The 18,547-nt window shown below is 70.2% G+C and carries 19 protein-coding genes and 1 tRNA gene; 8 read left to right on the top strand and 12 right to left on the bottom strand.

Annotation, left to right across the window (positions count from 1 at the left end):
• Positions 1-37: 37 nt before the first annotated feature.
• From VGL85_RS20780 to VGL85_RS20765, 4 genes are all read right to left on the bottom strand, one after another.
• Positions 38-1,507, bottom strand: coding sequence for an efflux transporter outer membrane subunit (locus VGL85_RS20780; protein WP_331590939.1), 1,470 nt, complete (start codon positions 1,505-1,507; stop codon positions 38-40).
• Entirely contained in the window at positions 1,504-3,114 is a 1,611-nt protein-coding gene (locus tag VGL85_RS20775; protein ID WP_331590938.1) for a DHA2 family efflux MFS transporter permease subunit, read from the bottom strand. The genes VGL85_RS20780 and VGL85_RS20775 overlap by 4 nt, the downstream gene beginning before the upstream one ends.
• The gene (locus tag VGL85_RS20770) at positions 3,114-4,250 is read right to left on the bottom strand and encodes an HlyD family secretion protein (RefSeq protein WP_331590937.1); all 1,137 of its coding nucleotides are present in this window, start codon (positions 4,248-4,250) and stop codon (positions 3,114-3,116) included. The genes VGL85_RS20775 and VGL85_RS20770 overlap by 1 nt, the downstream gene beginning before the upstream one ends.
• A 173-nt stretch (positions 4,251-4,423) precedes the next feature.
• A tRNA-Lys gene (locus tag VGL85_RS20765) sits at positions 4,424-4,499 on the bottom strand.
• A gap of 110 nt (positions 4,500-4,609) precedes the next feature.
• Here VGL85_RS20765 and VGL85_RS20760 point away from each other — a divergent pair.
• Positions 4,610-4,930: an Hpt domain-containing protein gene (locus VGL85_RS20760; protein ID WP_331590936.1), complete on the top strand. Its 321-nt coding sequence runs from the start codon at positions 4,610-4,612 to the stop codon at positions 4,928-4,930.
• A gap of 73 nt (positions 4,931-5,003) precedes the next feature.
• Positions 5,004-7,220, top strand: coding sequence for a glycosyltransferase family protein (locus VGL85_RS20755; protein ID WP_331590935.1), 2,217 nt, complete (start codon positions 5,004-5,006; stop codon positions 7,218-7,220).
• Here VGL85_RS20755 and VGL85_RS20750 read toward each other — a convergent pair.
• The 4 genes from VGL85_RS20750 to gcvA all read right to left on the bottom strand — a co-directional run bounded on the left by VGL85_RS20750 (position 7,217) and on the right by gcvA (position 9,445).
• Positions 7,217-7,552, bottom strand: a complete 336-nt coding sequence (locus tag VGL85_RS20750; protein ID WP_331590934.1) for a metalloregulator ArsR/SmtB family transcription factor — start codon at positions 7,550-7,552, stop codon at positions 7,217-7,219. The two genes, VGL85_RS20755 and VGL85_RS20750, sit on opposite strands and share 4 nt — an antisense overlap.
• A gap of 2 nt (positions 7,553-7,554) precedes the next feature.
• Positions 7,555-8,022 (bottom strand): SRPBCC domain-containing protein, encoded by a 468-nt coding sequence (locus VGL85_RS20745; protein WP_331590933.1) that lies wholly within the window; start codon positions 8,020-8,022, stop codon positions 7,555-7,557.
• A gap of 100 nt (positions 8,023-8,122) precedes the next feature.
• The gene (locus tag VGL85_RS20740) at positions 8,123-8,449 is read right to left on the bottom strand and encodes a chorismate mutase (protein WP_331590932.1); all 327 of its coding nucleotides are present in this window, start codon (positions 8,447-8,449) and stop codon (positions 8,123-8,125) included.
• A gap of 39 nt (positions 8,450-8,488) precedes the next feature.
• Positions 8,489-9,445: a transcriptional regulator GcvA gene (gene gcvA / locus VGL85_RS20735; RefSeq protein ID WP_331590931.1), complete on the bottom strand. Its 957-nt coding sequence runs from the start codon at positions 9,443-9,445 to the stop codon at positions 8,489-8,491.
• A 171-nt stretch (positions 9,446-9,616) separates the two neighbouring features.
• Between gcvA and cobA the strand changes: the two genes are divergently transcribed.
• The 6 genes from cobA to VGL85_RS20705 are packed head-to-tail and all read left to right on the top strand — an operon-like array spanning position 9,617 to position 14,559.
• The gene (gene cobA, locus VGL85_RS20730) at positions 9,617-10,447 is read left to right on the top strand and encodes a uroporphyrinogen-III C-methyltransferase (protein WP_331590930.1); all 831 of its coding nucleotides are present in this window, start codon (positions 9,617-9,619) and stop codon (positions 10,445-10,447) included.
• Positions 10,444-10,803, top strand: a complete 360-nt coding sequence (locus VGL85_RS20725; protein WP_331590929.1) for a DUF2849 domain-containing protein — start codon at positions 10,444-10,446, stop codon at positions 10,801-10,803. The genes cobA and VGL85_RS20725 overlap by 4 nt, the downstream gene beginning before the upstream one ends.
• Positions 10,804-10,810: 7 nt before the next feature.
• Positions 10,811-12,466: a nitrite/sulfite reductase gene (locus tag VGL85_RS20720; RefSeq protein WP_331590928.1), complete on the top strand. Its 1,656-nt coding sequence runs from the start codon at positions 10,811-10,813 to the stop codon at positions 12,464-12,466.
• Positions 12,450-12,953, top strand: coding sequence for a DUF934 domain-containing protein (locus VGL85_RS20715; protein WP_331590927.1), 504 nt, complete (start codon positions 12,450-12,452; stop codon positions 12,951-12,953). The genes VGL85_RS20720 and VGL85_RS20715 overlap by 17 nt, the downstream gene beginning before the upstream one ends.
• A gap of 2 nt (positions 12,954-12,955) precedes the next feature.
• Positions 12,956-13,702, top strand: a complete 747-nt coding sequence (locus VGL85_RS20710; protein WP_331590926.1) for a phosphoadenylyl-sulfate reductase — start codon at positions 12,956-12,958, stop codon at positions 13,700-13,702.
• A gap of 29 nt (positions 13,703-13,731) precedes the next feature.
• Positions 13,732-14,559, top strand: a complete 828-nt coding sequence (locus VGL85_RS20705; protein WP_331590925.1) for a ferredoxin--NADP reductase — start codon at positions 13,732-13,734, stop codon at positions 14,557-14,559.
• Positions 14,560-14,563: 4 nt separating this feature from the next.
• Here VGL85_RS20705 and VGL85_RS20700 read toward each other — a convergent pair whose 3' ends face one another.
• The 4 genes from VGL85_RS20700 to VGL85_RS20685 all read right to left on the bottom strand — a co-directional run bounded on the left by VGL85_RS20700 (position 14,564) and on the right by VGL85_RS20685 (position 18,112).
• The gene (locus tag VGL85_RS20700) at positions 14,564-15,181 is read right to left on the bottom strand and encodes a hypothetical protein (RefSeq protein ID WP_331590924.1); all 618 of its coding nucleotides are present in this window, start codon (positions 15,179-15,181) and stop codon (positions 14,564-14,566) included.
• Between the two features lie 38 nt (positions 15,182-15,219).
• Complete coding sequence (locus VGL85_RS20695; protein ID WP_331590923.1) at positions 15,220-17,031, bottom strand: DUF885 domain-containing protein; 1,812 nt, start codon at positions 17,029-17,031, stop codon at positions 15,220-15,222.
• A gap of 33 nt (positions 17,032-17,064) precedes the next feature.
• The gene (locus VGL85_RS20690; protein ID WP_331590922.1) at positions 17,065-17,619 is read right to left on the bottom strand and encodes an AAA family ATPase; all 555 of its coding nucleotides are present in this window, start codon (positions 17,617-17,619) and stop codon (positions 17,065-17,067) included.
• Between the two features lie 94 nt (positions 17,620-17,713).
• Positions 17,714-18,112 carry a 3D domain-containing protein gene (locus VGL85_RS20685; RefSeq protein ID WP_331590920.1) on the bottom strand — a complete coding sequence of 133 codons (399 nt, stop codon included), beginning with the start codon at positions 18,110-18,112 and terminating at the stop codon, positions 17,714-17,716.
• Positions 18,113-18,547: the final 435 nt, after the last annotated feature.

Raw genomic sequence — 18,547 nt, 5'->3', positions numbered from 1 at the left:
GCGCTTCGGTTGCCGAACACCTCAAGTGTGAAAGCCGCTAGCCATCCGACCAGCCGCCGCCGAGCGCGGCATAGAGGCTCACGAGGTCGCCGATCACGGCGCCCTGGGCCTGCAGGAGCTGGTCGTTGGCCTGGGTCACCAAGCCCTGCGCCTGCAGCACGTCGATGAACGGGGTGAGGCCGGCCCTGTAGCGCGCGTCGGCCAGGGCGGCGGTGTCCTGCGAGGTCTTCAGGTCCTCGGCGAGCCGCGCCTGCCGCTCGCGGTCGGCGTCATAGCCCACCAGGGCGTCCTCGACGTCCTTGAGCGCCGAGAGCCAAGCCTTCTGGTAGGCGACGCCGGCCTGGGCGGCCGCTTCGCGCTTGGCGCGGACCTGGGCGCGGCCGCGGCCGGCGTCGAACAGGGTCCAGCCGCCGTCGCCCGCGACGATGGTCGAAAAGTTCCTGCGCGAAAGCAGGCTGGAAAGGTCGCGCCCGGCGAAACTCGCCAGGCCCAATAGGTCGAGCTTCGGATAGAGGGCGGCGGTGGCGACGCCGATCTGCGCGTTGGCTGCGGCCAGGCTTCGCTCGGCGGCGCGGATGTCGGGCCTGCGCTGCAGCAACTCCGATGGCAGGCCGACGGGCAGGGCGGCGGGTTGGGCCGGCAGGGGCTTCAGCGGGGCCAGCTCCGCCGCCAGGGCCATGGGCTCCTGGCCCAGCAGAAGGCCAAGCGCGTGGATCGCAGCGCGGGCCTGCTGGTCGAGCTGGGGGATCTCGGCGCGGCGCGCCTGCAGGGCGGAGCGCTGCTGGTTGACGTCGAGTTCGGTGACCACGCCCGCCTTCGACCGGGCCGCCACCAGGCCCATCAGGTCGGAGATGCGGGCGACGTCGGCGTCGGCTTCCGCACGCCGCGCCTGGGCAAGCCGCAGGGTCACGTAGGTCTTGGCGACCTCCGAGGCGAGCGCCACCTGGGCGTCGCGCGCCTGCCAATGGGCGGCTTGCGCCTGCGCCTCCGCCGACTCGACGCCGCGCCGTGCGCCGCCGAAGATGTCGACCATCCAGCTAGCGTCGGCGCCCAGGGAATAGACGTCGAGGTGCTTGGGCAGGGACAGGCCCGAGGCGGCCGCGGCGGCGGGCGGGGTTGCGCCTCCCGCCGCGCCGGTCGTGCTGCGCGGCGGGCCGCCGCTCGAGCCGCTCTGGGCGTCGCGCCGGGCGGCGATCGCGCTGCCGCTGACGGTCGGAAACAGGCCGGAGCGGGCGACCACCACCTGTTCGCGCGCCTCGCGCAGCCGTGAGGCTGCGGTCTTCACATCGAGGTTCTGGGCCAGCGCCCGGTCGATCAGGCTGTCCAGCTCCGCATCGCCCAGCCCACGCCACCAGCGTGACAGGTCGGCGTCCTTGGCGCTCGCACCCGGCGCGGCGGCGGTCTCGCCATAGGCGGCCGGCGGCGTCACCTTGGGCGCGCGGTAGTTCGGCCCGACCATGCAGCCGCCGGGTGCAAGCAGGGCCAGGAGCACGAGCCCGCGCCTCATGTGGACTTCCCTTCGCTCGGCGCGGCGGTGCGCAGGAAGAAGACCAGCGGGGTGACGCAGCCCACGAAGATCGTCAGCACCCAGAAGACGTCCATGTAGGACAGCAGCTGGGCCTGTTTGGTCACCTGCTGGTAGAGCTGGCCCATCCGCACCCCGTCCACCTGGGCGGGGGCCACGCCCAGGCCTTTCAGGGTCTGGCCGACCTGGGCGCTCAGCGCCTGGAAGTTGGGGTTCAGCGGCTGCAGGTGCTCCACCAGCCGCGATTGGTGGAACTGCTCGCGCTGGGCCAGGAAGGTCTGCACCGTCGAGATGCCCAGGGTGCCGCCCAGGTTGCGGAAGATCGACAGCATGGCCGAGGCCTGGCTCGACTGGTCCGGCGGCAGGCCGACGTAGGCGGCGTTGCTGAGCGGCACGAACAGGAACGGGATGCCGGCGGCGATCCACACCCGCATCATGGCCGCGTAGCCGAAGGAGATGTCGCCGTTGATGTGGGTCAGCCGCCACATGGCATAGGTCTCCATCCCCATGCCGAGCGCCAGCAGCCAGCGCGCCGGGACCTTGTTGGTCAGCACGCCCGTCAGTGGCATGACCAGCAGCGTCACCGCTCCGCCAGCGGTCATGGCGTAGCCGGTGTTGGTGGCGGTGTAGCCCAACACCTCCTGCAACAGCTGCGGCAGGAACTGGGTGGTGCCGAACAGGATCATGCCGACCGCCATGATCATCAGGTTGGCGATCGCATAGTTGCGGCTCTTGAACAGGCGCAGGTTGAGCAATGGCTCGTCGGTCGTCAGCTCGCGGATGATGAAGGCGGCGATGCCGACCAACGCCAGGGCCGCTGTCACGCAGATGGTGGCGTCGGAGAACCAGTCCAGTCGTTGGCCGCGGTCCATGGTGTATTCCAGGGCGCCCAGGCCCAGCGCGATGAAGGCGAAGCCGATAACGTCCAGGCGCAGGCCGCGCGCGATCCGGGCCTTGCGTTCCTTCTCCAACGCCTTGGGCTCGACCAGGATGGTCCCCACCAGGAACAGCGACAGCGCCGCCACCGGCAGGTTGATCAGGAAGATCCAGCGCCAGGTCAGGTCGTCGGTGATCACCCCGCCCAGCGTCGGGCCGATGGTGGGCGCCAGGATCACGGTCAGCCCGAACAGCGCCAGCGCCAGGCCCCGCTTCTGCGGTGGGAAGGTGTCGACCAGGATCGCCTGGGTCGTCGGCTGCAGGCCGCCGCCGGCCAGTCCCTGCACCACCCGGGCCAGCACCAGGAGCGTCAGGCTGGGGGCCATGCCGCACAGGGCCGAGGCGATCCCGAACCCCGCCACGCAGATCATGTAGTACCGCTTGCGCCCGATCACCCCGGACAGCCAGCTGGAGATCGGCACGGTGATGGCGTTGGCGATCAGGTAGCTGGTCAGCACCCAGGTCGCCTCGTCGTAGCTGGCCGACAGGCCGCCGGCGATGTGGCGCAGGGCGACGTTGGCGATGGAGGTGTCCAGCACCTCCATGAAGGTCGAGATCGAGACGATGCTGGCGATGATCCAGGGGTTGCCGCCGCCGGCTGCGGATCGCGCCGCCGACCAGCCGCCGCCAGCTTGGGCCGGCGCCTCGGACATCAGCGCACCTTGACGCTGGGCTGCACCGACAGGCCCGGCCCCAGCGGGCAACTCTTCGGCACCTCGTCGAAGGTGATCTTCACCGGCACCCGCTGGACCACCTTCACATAGTTGCCGGTGGCGTTCTCCGACGGCAGCACGGCGAAGGCCTGGCCCGCGCCGCGCTGGATGGAGTTGACCCGGCCGTGCAGCGTCATGGGGCAGGCGTCGACGCTCAGCGTCACCGGCTGGCCGACCCGCATGGCCTTCAGCTGGGTCTCCTTGAAATTGGCGGTGACCCACATCTGCATCGGCACGATCGCCAGGAGCTGCTGGCCGGGCTGGACATAGGCGCCGGCCGCCACGGTCTTCTGCGAGACGTAGCCGGCCACGGGCGCCACGATCTGGGTGCGGCCGACGGTGAGCTGGTTCTCGGCGATGGTCGCGTCGGCCGCCTGCAGCACCGCCCTGGCGCCCTCGATCTGGGTCTTGGCCGCACGCACCTGGGCCGCGGCGCCCTCGGCCTGGCGCAGGGCCGCGTCCCGCTGGGCGTTCGTCTGCTTGGCCTGGGCCACGGTCTGGTCCACCTGCTGGGCGGCGACGGCGCGCGGGGTCGAGGCTTGCAGGCCGGTCAGCCTGGCGGCGTCTCGGCTGGCTTCGGCGGCCTGGGCCTGCAGGCCGGCGGCCTGGTCGCGCGCCTGGCGATAAGCCGCCTGGCTGACGCCGATCTGCGCCTCGGCCTGGCCGATCTGCGCCACGGCCTGGCCGCGCTGGGCCTGCGCCTGATCCAGCGCTGCGCGGGCGGAGGAGGCGTCGATCTCCACCAGCACCTGGCCGGCGCGGACCACGGCGTTGTCGGCGACCAGCACCCGGGCGACCTGGCCCGTCACCTGGGGCGCCAGGCGCACCACATGGGCGTCGACGAAGGCGTCGTCGGTGGAGACGTATTGCCGCGCGTGCAGCCAGTAGAAGAAGCCGCCGACCGCCAGCACAACGACGACGATCGCGCCGACCACCAGAACCTTGGGGTTCTTCAGCGGGCTGGGCTTCTTCTTCGGGCCGTCATCCTGAAGCTTGCCGCCGTCGGGACCGTCCTCAGGGGCCTGCTTGCCCTGGGGCTCGTCCTTGGGTGGGGCGGTTTCGTCCGGATCGGCCAAGCGGATTGACCCCCAAGCCCGGGCCCTCGGCGTCCGCGGCGGACCCGTTCCCGTCCTCGGCTAAAACCGGTGGCGGCGCATGGGGTTCCAGCCACGGATCGGCGGCGTCGGCGTCCGCTCCGGCCCCTTGGAGGCCGGGAGGCTATTTTTCCAACGATTCCATGGGTATGGAATGGTGGGTGCTGGGGGATTCGAACCCACGACCCGCTGATTAAGAGTCAGCTGCTCTACCAACTGAGCTAAGCACCCGCCGTCGCACCGGACTTGAAACTGAGGCAGTATCGCGCCCGGCGGCGAGGGCGCGGAAAATACGCGAAATCGCGGCCTTGGCAAGGCGCGTGCGGCGAGGGGGTTTTCGGATGGCGCAGGGGCCCGCGGGCGCGATGGATTTCGGCTATCTGGAAGGCTTCGCCGCCGGCGACGCGGGCGTGGTGCTGGAGGTGCTCGCCCTGTTCCGCCAGCAGGCGGAGGGCTGGGTGGGCAAGCTTGACGGGAACGACCCCGGCTGGCGCGATCTGGTCCATACCATCAAGGGCGCCGCCCGTGGCGTCGGCGCCAATGCGCTGGGCGACGAATGCGCCAGGGCCGAGGCCGAGGGCGCCGGGCGCCTGACGGCGGTTCGCGCGGCCCTGGAGCGGACGGTGACCGACATCGCCGCCTATCAGGCCGCCCGGGCTTGAGGGCGCCGGCGGTCCGCTTCCGCGCGCTGGGCAATTGCCCTAAGAGCGCGTTTCACCAAGGGATCGGCGACCCGTGACGCTGGAGAATTTCGAGCAGAGCGAGGTCGCGACCCGGCTGGGGAAGGCGCGCCTGTGGCGCACGCCGCCGGCCGCCGACGCGGGCGCTGTGCGCCGGCCGCTGGTCTTCGCTATGCCCGGCGTGCTGGCGACCGAGAACGATCTCGCGACCCTGATCGCCAACCTGAGCCTGCTCGCCGACGGCGTCATGCTGCGCCCGCCCAAGGACTTCGGCGCCGGTTTCGCCGGCGCGACCCTGGCCGAAATCGCCGCGGCGGTCGGCGAGATGCTGGAGCGCGAGTTCGCCGACCGCCAGGTGGTGCTGCTGGGCGCCTCCACCGGGGCGGTGATCGCCCTGGGCGTCCGGGCGCGGAACCTGGCCCGCATCGTCGCCGTCGAGCCGCACCTTGTCACCGCCGGGCTCTGGCCGGTGCTGGGCCAGCTCGGCGAGCATGTCCGCCAGATTCCCGAGCCGTTGGCCCGCGACTTCGTCACCGCCGCCTTCGGGGTGAGCGTGGGCGGGATCGAGCCGCGCGACCACACCGCGGTCCTCTCCGGGCTCACCGCGCCGGTAGACGTGGTGCTGGGCGCCGAGGCTCTGATGCCGGAGCGGACGGTGACGCGCTTTCCCAGCCTGGTCGGAGAGGCCGAGCGGCGCAGGCTGTCCGAAATCCCCGGCGTGCGGCTGCACCGAGTCCCGGGGGCCGGGCACAATGTCGTCGGCCAGGCCCTGCCGAAGCTGGGCGAGATCGTGCGCGAGGCCTGCCGCCGGGCGGGCCGCACGCTCAGCCCCGCGCGTCTGCGACTGGACGAGCCGCTGCTGGAGGCGACGCCGCTCACTGCGCGCCGGCTCCTCTATTGCGGCCATCAGGGCGAGGTCTTCGCCGATGCCTTCAGCCGCGTGGCGCCGAGCTGCGTGGTGAGCGCCATCGACCTGGCCGAGGGCGAGACGATTCCGGACGGGGCGTTCGATGTGGTGGTGCTGGGTGGGCCGCCGGCGGGCTCGACACTGCCGTTGCTGGCCGCTGCGCTCGCCCCCCGCGGCCATCTCGTCGCCCGCTGGCGGACGGCCGACGCCGCCCTCAAGGTCGAGCTCGCCGCCGCGGGCTTGAGCCCGCGGGACCCCGTGGACTTCAGCGGCACAGGCGTGGTGCGCGCGCAGAAGCTGGCGGCGGGCGAGGCGCCCCGGCCGGCGCTCTTCCTGCATTACGCCGCGCTCGCGCCGCTACTGATGGACATCCGCACACGCCTGCCCGCGACGGGGCTGGCCGCCGATCCGGACTTGCGGGTGTTCTACGACACCCCGCCGATCAGCATACCGATGCCGCCGCGCGAGGCGCCCAAGGTGCTGTTGATCCAGCGCCCCCTGACGTCCAGCGAGGACTATTGGCGCAAGACCATGGCCCGGCACCTGCGCGAAGGCTGGGTGGTGGCCATGGAATACGACGACTATCCGCCGCTGATCGCCGAGGTGAAGGGATCCGAGCACGATCCGCGGATCATGCGGACCTTCGGCTTCATGCACGCCATCCAGACCGCGAGCCCGCCGCTGGTCGAGCTGTTCCGCCCGTTCAATCCGGAGGTGGAGCTGGTCCCCAACGCGGTGTTCGACCTGGCGCCCTTTCCGGAAGGGCCGCGCCCGCGACGGGTGTTCTATGGCGGCGTGATCCGCGGCCGCTTCGCCGTCGAGGTCGCCGCCTCCCTGGGGCCCGCGTTGGAGGGGCTGGACGATGTGGAGGTGGTGGTGATCGGGGACCGCGAGGTGTTCGACGCCCTGCCCACCGCCAACAAGCGCTACTACGAGTACATGGGCTACGAGGCCTATCTGGAGCTGATGGCCGAGTGCACGGTCTCGCTGTCGCCCATCGAGGCCCTGCCGTTCCGCGACACCAAGAGCGACGCCAAGTTCCTCGACGCCGCCCGCGCCGGGGTGCTGACCATCGCCTCGCCGACCATCTACGACCGGGTGATCCGCCACGGCGAGAACGGCCTGCTGGCGCGCGAGACGACCGACTGGGCGCCCCTGCTGCGCCAGGCGCTCACCGATGAGCCGATGCGTGAGCGGATGGCGCGGGCCGCCTGGGACTATGTGCGCGGCGAGCGGATGTTCGCTGACCAGGCGGCGCAGCGACGCGACTGGTTCTGGGACCTGTGGGCCCGACGCGAGGCGCTGAACGAGGCGCTGATGGACCGCCTGCCGGGCCTGCGCGAGGCGGTCGCCGCCCTGCCTTAGGCTTCGTCGTCCTCCTCGGCCATCAGGTCGCCCAGGCGATCCAGCCGGCGCGCCCAGAGCGCGCGGTGATCGGCGGCCCATTGCTCGACGGTGCGGAAGCCCGCCGGGTCCAGCCGGCAGCTTCGCACCCGGCCCAGCTTCTCGGTGCGGACGAAGCCCGTCTCCTCCAGCACCTGCAGGTGCTGGCCCACGGCGGTCACGGTGACGCCGAGCGGACCGGCCAGGTGGGAGACCGAGGCGGGCCCCAAGGTCAGGCGGTCGAGGATCGCCCGGCGCGTCGGATCGCCTAGAGCATTGAACACCCGACCGATATCGGAAGTGACCAGCTGCATAGCTAATCCGCCATCGCCTGGCTCAGCCGGTCCAGCAGGGCGTTCCAGCCGCGCTGGCGCATCTCCGCCCCGCCCGAGCCTTCATAGAAACAGGCCTGATGGGTGAGGATCAGCTTCGCCCCGTCGCCCTCGTCGAACAGTTCGAAGGTGATCAGGCTGGAGGAGATGCGCCGTCCGCCCATCTTCATGCTGGTGGCCAGCACGATGCGCACCTCCGGCACGATGTCCTCGAACACCCCGTCGTTGGCCAGGACCACGCCGGGGAAGGGCGTGTCGGCGCCCATGACGGTGCGGCTTTTCTCGGCGCCGCCCTCGCGGAAATCCATCTCGAAGGCGTCGGGAGCGTCGCTGGCCGCGTACCAGCGGCGCTTCTTCGCCGGATCCGCCAGATAGGCGAACACCCGCGCGCGACCCTTCGGGTAGCTGCGCTCGATGGTGAAGGTGTCGTGCAGGACGGTGGACTGGCTCATGGGCGTTTCTCGCTCAAACAGTGAAGTGTGAACTTCAATATAGGGTCGCCGAAACGGATAGTCAAGTCCAGACTTCAATATCGGTCAGGCAGCGTGATGGCTAGGCGGTTTGGCGCAGGCGGTCCCAGACGCCGAACTCATGGGCGATACAGGCCTCGATCAGGGTGCGCCACACCGGCTCGGCGATGGTTTCGGAGAGGCCGGCGGCGCGAGCGGCGGCCTTGACCCTGGCGACCACCTCCTCGACGCGGGCGACGTCGCGCACCGCGGCGCGGTCGGTCTTGATGCGCGCGGCGGCGTCCATGTAGCGCTGCCGCTCGGCCAGCACAGCCACCAGCAGGCGGTCGATGGCGTCCACGCCCTGACGGACCTCGGTCATGGTGCTGCAGTCGTCGGGCGCGGGCCGGGGGTCGGTGTGGAAATCCATTGGAACTGAACTCGTCTCTGAACTCTGGATGCCGGCGCCCTAGATACCGGCCCCGTTATCGATGGCCCGCAGGGCGGCCTCGTGGGCGGTGGCCTCGGCCGCGATCCAGCTGACGAAGGCCTTCACCTGCGGCAGCCGTCCCTTGGCCTTGGGATGGACGAGGTAATAGGCGAAGTCCACCGCGGTGGCGATCTGCAGGGGCGCCACCAGCCGCCCGGCCTCCAGGTCGGCCTGGGCCAGGGTGCGCTTGGCGAGCGCGACGCCACGGCCGTTCACCGCCGCCTCGATCACCAGGCTGGATTGGTTGAACCGCGGGCCGCGCGTGCCGTCGATGTTCTTCAACCCCCGCGCCGCCAGCCACATGGGCCAGTCGGGGCAGCTGTCGTCTGGGTCCGGCGAGCCGTCATGCAGCAGGATATGGCCGGTGAGGTCGGCCGGCGTCGCCAGCGGATTGGCCGCCAGGTGGTCGGGGCTGGCCACCGGGATCACGCTCTCGGAGAACAGGCGGGCGACTTCCAGCCCCGGATAGCGCCCGGCGCCGTAGCGGATGGCCACGTCCACCTCCCCGGCCTGCAGGTCGACCAGCTCCATGGCCGCCGAGAGCCAGACGTCCACCTGCGGATGCGCCTGTTCGAAGGCGCCCAGCCTGGGCACCAGCCATTTGGCGGCGAAGGAGGGCGGGGCGGTCAGCGTCAGCCGGCGGCCGTCCACCGCGGCGGTGAGCAGGGAGGCGGCCTCCGCCAGGCGGTCGAAGGCCTCGCGCAGGGCGGGAAGCGCGGTCTGGGCCGCGTCGGTGAGCAGAAGGCCCTTGGGCGTGCGCTTGAACAGCGCCGCCCCGACATAGTCCTCCAGGTTCTGGATCTGCTGGCTGACCGCGCCCGGGGTCACCGACAGCTCGTCGGCGGCGCGGCTGAAGTTCAGGTGCCGGGCCGCGGCCTCGAACGCGCGCAACGCGTTCAGGGGCGGCAGGCGCCTTCGTTCCACGGTTCGTTCCATAGAAATCCTGACAGCCCCGGCAGAAGTCCTTGGCTTGCGACTTGGGGCCCCCGCCACCTAATTGCAAGCGTCCGCCGGTGTATCGGCCCTTTTCATCGGTGGATATGGGCGGGGCGGGCTTCGGTCCGCCCCGTTCGAACTCGAGGGTCGGGCTTATAGAGAAGCTAATCCATGGCGCAACGGCAAGCTGAGGGGCGCAGGCGCGGCCTGGTGGTGCTGGATGGCAAGGGCCGCCGCACGACGGGCGCCGTCTGGCTGGTCGGCGCGGGCCCGGGCGACCCGGAGCTTCTGACCATCAAGGCCTTGAAAGTCTTCCAGAAGGCCGACGTCGTGGTGCACGACGGCCTGGTCTCCGACGAGATCCTGGCGCTGGCGCCCGCTGACGCGCGCCGCGTGAGCGTCGCCAAGCGCAAGTCGCGCCATTCCTACAGCCAGGACGAGATCAATCGGATGATCGTGGCCTTCGCTCTGGAGGGCCTGGAGGTCGTGCGGCTGAAGGGCGGCGACCCCTTCATCTTCGGCCGCGGCGGCGAGGAGCTGGAAGCCTGCCGCGCCGCCGGCGTCGACTGCCACGTCGTTCCCGGCGTCACCGCGGCCCTGGCCGCCAGCGCGGGCGCCGGCGCCCCGCTCACCCACCGTGGCGCGGCCCAGGCGGTGACCTTCGTCACCGGCCACGCCGCGGCCGGCAAGGAACCCGATCTGGACTGGGAAAGCCTGGCGCGCGCCAACCAGACGATGGTGATCTACATGGGCCTGTCGCAGGCCGCGCCGATCGCCGCGCGCCTGATGGCCGCCGGCCGCGCCGCCGCGACCCCTGCGCTGATCGTCGAGAACGCCAGCCGCGTCGACGAGCGGCGCCTGGTCACCACGCTGTCCGGCCTGGCCGAGGCGGCCTCCGGCTTCAGCGGGCCCGCCCTGCTGATCGTCGGCGAAGCCATGGCGCTGGCCGTGGCCCGCGAGCCCGCCGAACTGACCGCCCTCATCCAGGAGGCCCGCGCGTGAAGGCGCTCACCGGCAACTTGCTGGCCGACGGCGAGGCGGTGTTCTGGCGCGCCGGCCAATGGGTCCCGCGCTTCGTCGACGCCCAGCTGTTCCACGACGAGGGCGTGGCCGAGGAGGCCGAGGGCCAGGCCAAGTCCGCCCAGACCGTGGTGGTCGACCCCTACCTCATCGACGTCATCCAGTCCGACGGGCTATGGGCGCCGCTAAGCTACCGCGAGCGCATCCGCGCGCTCGGCCCGTCCAACCATCCCCAGCACGGCAAGCAGGCGAAGGGCGGTGACGACATCGCAGCCCTGCAGCACGCCGATGGCGCGGCCCGCTCCACGGGCCGGGTCAATCTGATCAAACGCAAGTGAGGGCGGCATGTACCGTTACGACGCCATCGACAGCGCTTTCGTCCACGACCGAGCCGCGGAGTTCCGCGAGCAGGTGAACCGCCGCCTGGCCGGCGAGATCACCGAAGACCAGTTCAAGCCGATCCGCCTGCTGAACGGCCTCTACCTTCAGCTCCACGCCTACATGCTGCGCATCGCGATCCCCTATGGGACGCTGACCTCGAAGAAGCTGCGCAAGCTGGCCTGGATCGCCAAGACCTACGACAAGGGCTACGGCCACTTCACCACCCGCACCAACCTGCAGCTGCACTGGATCAAGCTGGCCGACGCGCCGGACATCCTGGAGCATCTGGCCGAGGCCGAGCTGCACGCGATGCAGACCTCGGGCAACACCATCCGCAACGTCACCGCCGATCCCTACGCCGGGGCCACGGCCGACGAGCTAGACGATCCGCGCGTCTGGGCCGAGGCGATCCGCCAGTGGTCGACCCTGCACCCGGAGTTCGCCTTCCTGCCGCGCAAGTTCAAGATCGCGGTGACCGCGGCGGCCAAGGACCGCGCCGCGACGCGGGTCTACGACATCGGCCTGGCCATGCGCCGCGGCCGCAATGGCGAGCTGGGCTTCGAGGTGATGGTCGGCGGCGGCCTGGGGCGCACGCCCTATCTGGGCGCCACGATCCGCCAGTTCCTGCCGACTCGACACCTGCTGTCGTACCTGGAAGCGATCTTGAGGGTCTACAATCGCCACGGCCGGCGCGACAATATCTGGAAGGCGCGGATCAAGGTGCTGGTGGCCAGCCTCGGCGCCGAGGAGTTCGCCCGCCAGGTCGAGGCCGAGTGGGCCAAGGCCGACCAGGGCCACGCCGACCTGCCGGACCTGGAGCTGGCGCGTATCCGCGCCGACTTCGCCCCGGCCTTCGAGACCCTGCCCGCCGTCTCGGAGGTGTTGGAGACCGCCAAGGCCGGCGACCGCGCCTTCGCCCGATTCCTGCGCCACAACGTCCACCCGCACAAGGTCGCGGGCTACGCCATCGTCGACGTCTCGCTGAAGACGCCGGGCCAGACGCCGGGCGACATCACCTCCGAACAGATGGACGTGGTCGCCGATCTCGCCGCGCGTTACTCGCTGGACGAGGTCAGGGTGAACTACCAGCAGAACCTGCTGCTGCCGCACGTGAAGCTGGACGACGTGCCGGCGGTGCATGAAGCGCTCGAGGCCGCCGGTCTGGCGACGCCCAACATGGACCTGATCAGCGACATCATCGCCTGCCCGGGCCTGGACTACTGCGCGCTGGCCAACGCCCGGGCGATCCCCATCGCCCAGAACATCGCCCGGCGCTTCGCCGACCCCGACCGGGCCGAGCTGGTGGGCGAGCTGAAGGTCAAGATCAGCGGCTGCATCAACGCCTGCGGCCACCACCACGTGGGCCACATCGGCATCCTGGGCGTCGATAAGAAGGGCGAGGAGTTCTACCAGGTCACCCTGGGCGGCTCCGGCGAGGAGGACGCCGCGCTCGGCCAGATGCTGGGCCCGGCGCTGCCTGCCGACAAGGTCGCCGACGCCGTCGAGCAGATGGTCGATGTCTACCTTCGCGAACGCAAGGACGGCGAACGCTTCCTCGACACCTTCCGGCGCACCGGCGTCGCCCCCTTCAAGGAGGCTGTCTATGCCGATGCGCATTAGGCTGACGAGCGAGGGCCACATGGTCCCGCAGGAGGATCCATTCACCTGGGTCGCCGACGACCAGGACCTGGTGCAGGGCGACCTCATCCTGTCGCTCACCCGCTTCCAGGCCGAGGGCGACCGGCTGCTGTCGGAGGGCCGCGCCGTGGGCGTGCGCATCAAGAGCGACGAGGAGGTCGAGGCCCTGGCCTACGACCTGCCGCGGCTGGCGGTGGTCGCCCTCGAATTCCCCAAGTTCCGCGACGGGCGGCCCTATTCCAGCGCCCGGATCCTGCGCGAGCGCCTGGGCTACAAGGGCGAGGTGCGCGCGGTGGGCGATGTCCTGCGCGAGCAGGCCCACTTCATGGTCCGCTGCGGCTTCGACGGCTTTGAGCCGGCCGACGGCTCCAGCGCCCAGCAATGGGAGGCGGTGACGCACCGCTTCCGTCACGTGTACCAGCGTGCGGCCGACGCGCGGGTCCCTGCCTTTGAGGAGCGGGAGGGCTGAGCTTGGCCTATGCCTACGACCTATCGGACCGCCGGCTCCCCCTGGCGGCGCGGCTTGACGCGGAACTGCGCCACGCGCATCCGCGCACCATCCTGGAGGAGGCGGCCGCCGCCTTTGGGGAACGCCTGGCCCTGGTCTCGTCCTTCGGGGCGGAATCGGCGGTGCTGCTGCACCTGGTTTCCAAGGTGAAGCCCGACATGCCGGTGCTGTTCCTCGACACCGGCATGCTGTTCGGCCAGACCCTGGACTATCGCAAACAGCTCGCCGACCGCTTCGGCCTCACCGCCGTGCGCGACCTGCGGCCTGCCTACCAGGACCTGGCGACCGAGGATCCTCACGCCAAGCTCTGGCAGAGCGACACCGACGCCTGCTGCCACATCCGCAAGGTGCTGCCGCTGGACCGGGCGCTCAGCGAGTTCGACGCCTGGATCACCGGGCGCAAGCGTTTCCATGGCGGCGCGCGCCTGTCGCTGCCGGTGGTGGAGGCGGCGGATGGCCAGGTGAAGTTCAATCCGCTGGCCAACTGGACCAAGGCCGACCTGGACGCCTACGCGGCCGAATATGAGCTGCCGGCCCATCCCCTGGTCGCCCAGGGCTTCCCCTCGATCGGCTGCTGGCCCTGCACCCAGGCGGTGGAGGCGGGCGGCGACGTCCGCTCCGGCCGCTGGGTCGGCCAGGACAAGACCGAATGCGGCATCCACATCGCCCGCGCCCCGGGCGTCGCCCCCAATGTCGGCGGCGGCATTTGACCTATGCTTGAGAGAGTCTAGACACCCCGATGAATGACGTCTCCATCCTCGTCGCGCCGGCTCCGGCTCCTGTGAAAGCCGGCGGCGCCTTCTTCGTCGAGACCGTGACCTCCGTCCAGCACTGGACCGGGAGCCTGTTCTCGTTCCGCACCACCCGCGACCCGGCGCTGCGCTTCCAGAGCGGCCAGTTCGTCATGGTCGGGCTGGAGAAGGAGGACGGCAAACCGCTGGTGCGCGCCTATTCCATCGCCTCGCCGGCCTGGCACGACGAGCTCGAGTTCTATTCCATCAAGGTCGCCGACGGTCCGCTCACTTCGCGCCTGCAGAATATCAAGGTCGGCGACCCGGTGCTGATCGGCCGCAAGCCCACCGGCACCCTGGTGCTGGACGGCCTGCGCCCTGGCAAGCGGCTGTGGATGCTGGGCACCGGCACGGGCCTGGCGCCCTGGCTCTCGCTGGCCCGCGACCCGGAGGTCTATGAGCGCTTCGAGCAGGTGATCGTCACCCACACGGTGCGCGAGGTCGCCGACCTCAACTACCGCGAGCTGTTCGAGACCGAGCTGCCCAACGACGAGATCCTGGGCGAGATCATCGCAGGCAAGCTCAGATATTATCCGACCGTCACCCGCGAGCCGTTCCGTACGCAGGGCCGGATCACCGACCTGATCGCGTCCGGCCAGCTGTTCGCCGACCTGGGCCTGCCGGCCTTCGATCCGGCGGTGGATCGCGTCATGCTCTGCGGCGGCCCCTCGGTGCTGGCCGACCTGAAGCAGCAGCTCCTCGACCTCGGCTATGAGGAAGGCTCGGTCTCCAGCCCCGGCGACTTCGTCCTCGAACGCGCCTTCGTCGAGACCTGAGCGGTTAGGCCGCGGCGGACGGGGTCACCACGGCGCCGCGCAGGGCCAGGTCGGTGGCGTCGAAGGATTGGCCGGCCAGCGCCTCGTAGCGCACGATCAGCGGCGGCAGCTCGGCGGCGAGTTCCAGCATGAAGTCGAACGAGCCGGCCCGCTCGCTCTCCGCGGCGGCCCGCCGTTCGGCGGCATGGTCGCTGGCCTCGCCGGTCGCCCGCGCCTCGTCGGCGGCGCGGATCGCACTGGCCGCCTCCAGCACCGACTCCAAGGTCAGGCTCATCTGCGCCAGCAGCAGGTGGGTGCGCGCGCGCAGGTCCGGGTCGCGCACCGAAAACAGGGTCTCGCGGTTGCGGTCATAGACCTGGGTCTCGCGCAGCGCCGCCTGGACGATCCTCAGGGTTACCCGGCCGTAGGGCTCGCCCCGCCCGCGCGAGTCGCTGGCCATGCGGGTGATGAGCCGCAGGCCCGCCAGAATCTCGCCGAACAGCAGGGCGGCGCTCTTCTCGCGTTCCTTGCGGTTCAGCCGGTTCTCGATCTGGCCGCCGACCAGTCCGCCCATGGTGGCCAGCACCGCGCCGATGGCCACGCCCAGGAAGGGGCCCGGATCGGTCGCGTCCAAGTGCAGCATACGCCAGCCCCCTCAAGCGCCCGAATATCTGCGCGCGGTCAGGCCTTCCGCGCGGCGATCCAATCGTCGCCGATGCGCTCGAGGATATCCAGCGGCACGCGCCCACCCGACAGCACGGCCTCGTGGAAGTCCTTGATGTCGAACCGGCCGCCCAGCGCCTTCTTGGCCCGCTCACGCAGGTTTACGATGGTGGTGTGGCCCAGCTTGTAGCTGCAGGCCTGCCCCGGCGTGGCGCAATAGCGCTCCACCTCGCGGGCGGCGAAGCCGGGCGCCTCGCCCTCGTTGTCCACGAACCGCGCGATCGCCTGCTCGCGGCTCCAGCGCAGGTGGTGGATGCCGGTGTCGACCACGCAGCGGTTGGCGCGGAACAGCTGGAACTTCAGGTAGCCGATGCGGCCCAGCGGATCGTCGTCGTACATGCCGATCTCGTCGGCCAGTTGTTCGGCATAAAGCGCCCAGCCCTCGCCGTAGCCGGAGAAGCCGACGCTCTTGCGGATCAGCGGCAGGTTGGTGTTGGAGAGCGCCAGGCCGCCCTCCAGTTGGTGGCCCGGCAGGCCTTCGTGGAAGATGGTCGTCGACAGGCAGAACTTCGGCCACTCGGCGCTGTCGTGCAGGTTGAAATAGACGATGCCGGGCCGCGAGCCGTCCATCGCGGGCCCCTCGCTGAACGCCGAGGCGGCCCCGGCCTCAGCCTGCGGCGGCACGCGGCGCACCTCGAACTTGTAGGGCGGGATGCGCTTGAAGACGGCGGGCAGCCTGGGGCGGATCTCGTCCAGCCGACGGTTGCAATAGGCGATGGCTTCGGCCTTGCCCGGGTCGGTGTTGGGGAAGATCTGCTTGGGGTCGGCGTAGAGGTGCTTGATCCGCTCGGCCACCGAACCCTGGGTCAGACCCTGGGCCTTCAGCAGGCTGTCGATCCGCGCGGAGATCGCCTTGCCCTGTTCCAGGCCGATCTTGTGCACCTCCTCGGGCGAGTACTTCGTCGTGGTCGTGGAGTGCAGCGCCGCCTCGTAGAAGGCCGGGCCCTCCTTGAAGCGCCAGACCCCGGCGTCATGCACGGCGCCCGCCCGCAGCGCCTTCACGGCCGCCAGCTGCTTCTCCAGCGCGGGCAGCACCTTGTCGCTGTAGATCTTGGCGGCGTCCTTGCCATAGCGGTCGCCGAGGCCCTTCTGGCCGGCGCGCCGCGCGATGGAGGTGACCACCAGGGCCTTGTCGGCCGGCGCCACCGTCTTGGTCATCTGGTCCAGCGTCAGGTCCAGGATGAAGTCCGGCGGGACGATGCCCATCGCCACGTCGTGATGCAGCCGCTCGGTGTCGGCATTGAGCTGGTCGCCGAAGGCCGACAGGCGCGAGAGATAGGCGTTGGCGTCCTCGGCGGTGTTGATGGTGTGCTTGGTGTCCAGGAAGTCCGGCGTCGACTGGTAGGAGCCGGTGAGCTGGCTCAGCACATAGGGGGACGGGCTGAAGGCCGCGCCGCCGAAGTCGAAGCTCTGCGTGCGGGCCGTCGATTCCCGCGTGTAGAGGATTACGTCGTAGTTCAGCCGGTCGGGGCCGGCGAGTTTCGTCCGGTCGATGGCCTTCAGGCGGCGCAGCTGGTCGTCGTTCAGGGCGCGGGCCTTGGCGCGCCCGGCGCTGGAGGGGTCGTTCAGCCGCGCCTTAAGGCCGGCGTTCTTGCCCTTGTCGAGGCCGATCTGGGTGGCGCTCTCCGGCCGAAGCTGCAGGCCTTCGTCGAAGAAGGCGTCGAACAGGGCCGAAAGCTGCGGATCGCCCGCCGCCAGGGCCTGGGGCGAAAGCCCGACCGCGACCGCCGCCGCGCCAGAGGACAACAACAGGTCGCGGCGATTCAGCATCGATGCACTCGTCTGACAAAGGAAGGCGCGACCCTAGGGCGGACTTGGCGTCGCCCGCAAGGCGGCCGCCAGCACGAAATCGGCGCGCGCTTCGACCGGCCCGGTGGGTACGACCAGCGGCCGGTAGCCCAGCTTCGCCATGACGGTCATCACCTTGTCGAACGTCGCCTCGGCTTCGGCCCAGTCCTGCTTCCGCTCGGCGTCGGTTTCGTAGATCTCGCGCCAGGGCGGAAAGACGAACACCGTCTCGTTGTAGCGTCGCGTACGGATCGCCTGCTCCAGCTCCCGCCAGGGCAGGGCGCCATTGGCGCCATAGCTGTCCATGATCCCGCGGTCGAAGAAGATGCGGACGGCCTCGTGGGCCAGGGCGTCGAAGCCGGCGATATCGCGCGCTGCGCAGGCGCGGACGTAGGCGTCGTTGTCGGCCCAGGGCACGGCCACGCCGCCGGTCGCGACCTGCTCACGGATGACGCCGCGCGCGGTTTCCCCGACGACGCGCTCGCCCAGGGCTTCCAGGTGGCGCAGCAGGGTGGTCTTGCCGACCCCAGGTCCGCCGGTGAGGACGAAGAAATTCGGTTTATGGATCAAAGGGCTCTCCAGACATGCTGAAATTGCGCCGGAATTGGCGTGGGAGCAGTCCGGGGAGATTTGCGGGCGCCAGATCGCCCGGCTTTTGGCCGTCCTAGTTCGGCGGGCAGCCCTGGAATTCGCCGACCTTGACCGCGGTCAGGCTGGTCAGGTTGAGCGCCTTCATCACGCCCATCGAGCGGGCGTTGGCGCCCGTATAGAGGTCGATGCGCTTGCCCTTGATCGCGGTGCCAGCGTCCGAGGCGTACCAGTAGCCGTCATGCAGCGAGCCGTCCGGCATCTTCAGGCCGACGGTCTCCTTGATGAACAGCACGCTGTGCTTGGGGATCAGGTTCTTGTCGACGGCCACGGTGCGCATGGCGACGACCTTGCAGCCCAGGGCGTCGAGGGCGCCCACGCCCTTGGCGCCGGCGTGATAGAGGGTGGCCTTCAGGTTCCAGCCGGGGCCCGAGGGCAGGGCGCCCGTCACCACCGACATGATCAGGTCGCCCACCGGATCTGCGGACGCAGCTTGCGCGCAGGTTGAAGCGAGGATCAGAGGAAGCGCTGCCAGAGCGGCGAGGCGGCGTCGCATGACGGCATCCTCCTTCGTCGTTTAACTGGAGCGCGCATACCTAGCCGCCTGAGGCGCCCCTGCCAACCCCGGACGGACTGCGGCTCAGTGGCCTGTCAGTATTTCTAACAAGCGCCCGGAGACGAGATCGCTTGCCCGGCAAGGCGGATCGGGCGCCTATCGCCGCGGCCGACGCACGGGGGATTTCATGAAAATCTATGGGGATTCCATCTCCGGCAACTGCCTGAAGGCCAAGTGGGTCGCCGATTTCCTGGGCCGATCCTACGACTGGATCGAGACCGACATCATGCGTGATGAGTCTCGCACGCCGGCCTTCCTGGCGCAGAATCCCGCCGGCCAGGTGCCGCTGGCTAT

The organism is Phenylobacterium sp. (genome assembly GCF_036501465.1).
Classification (GTDB): Bacteria; Pseudomonadota; Alphaproteobacteria; order Caulobacterales; family Caulobacteraceae; genus Phenylobacterium.
The sequence above is the reverse complement of the archived record's forward strand: the minus strand, read 5'-3'. Positions and strand labels throughout refer to the sequence as shown.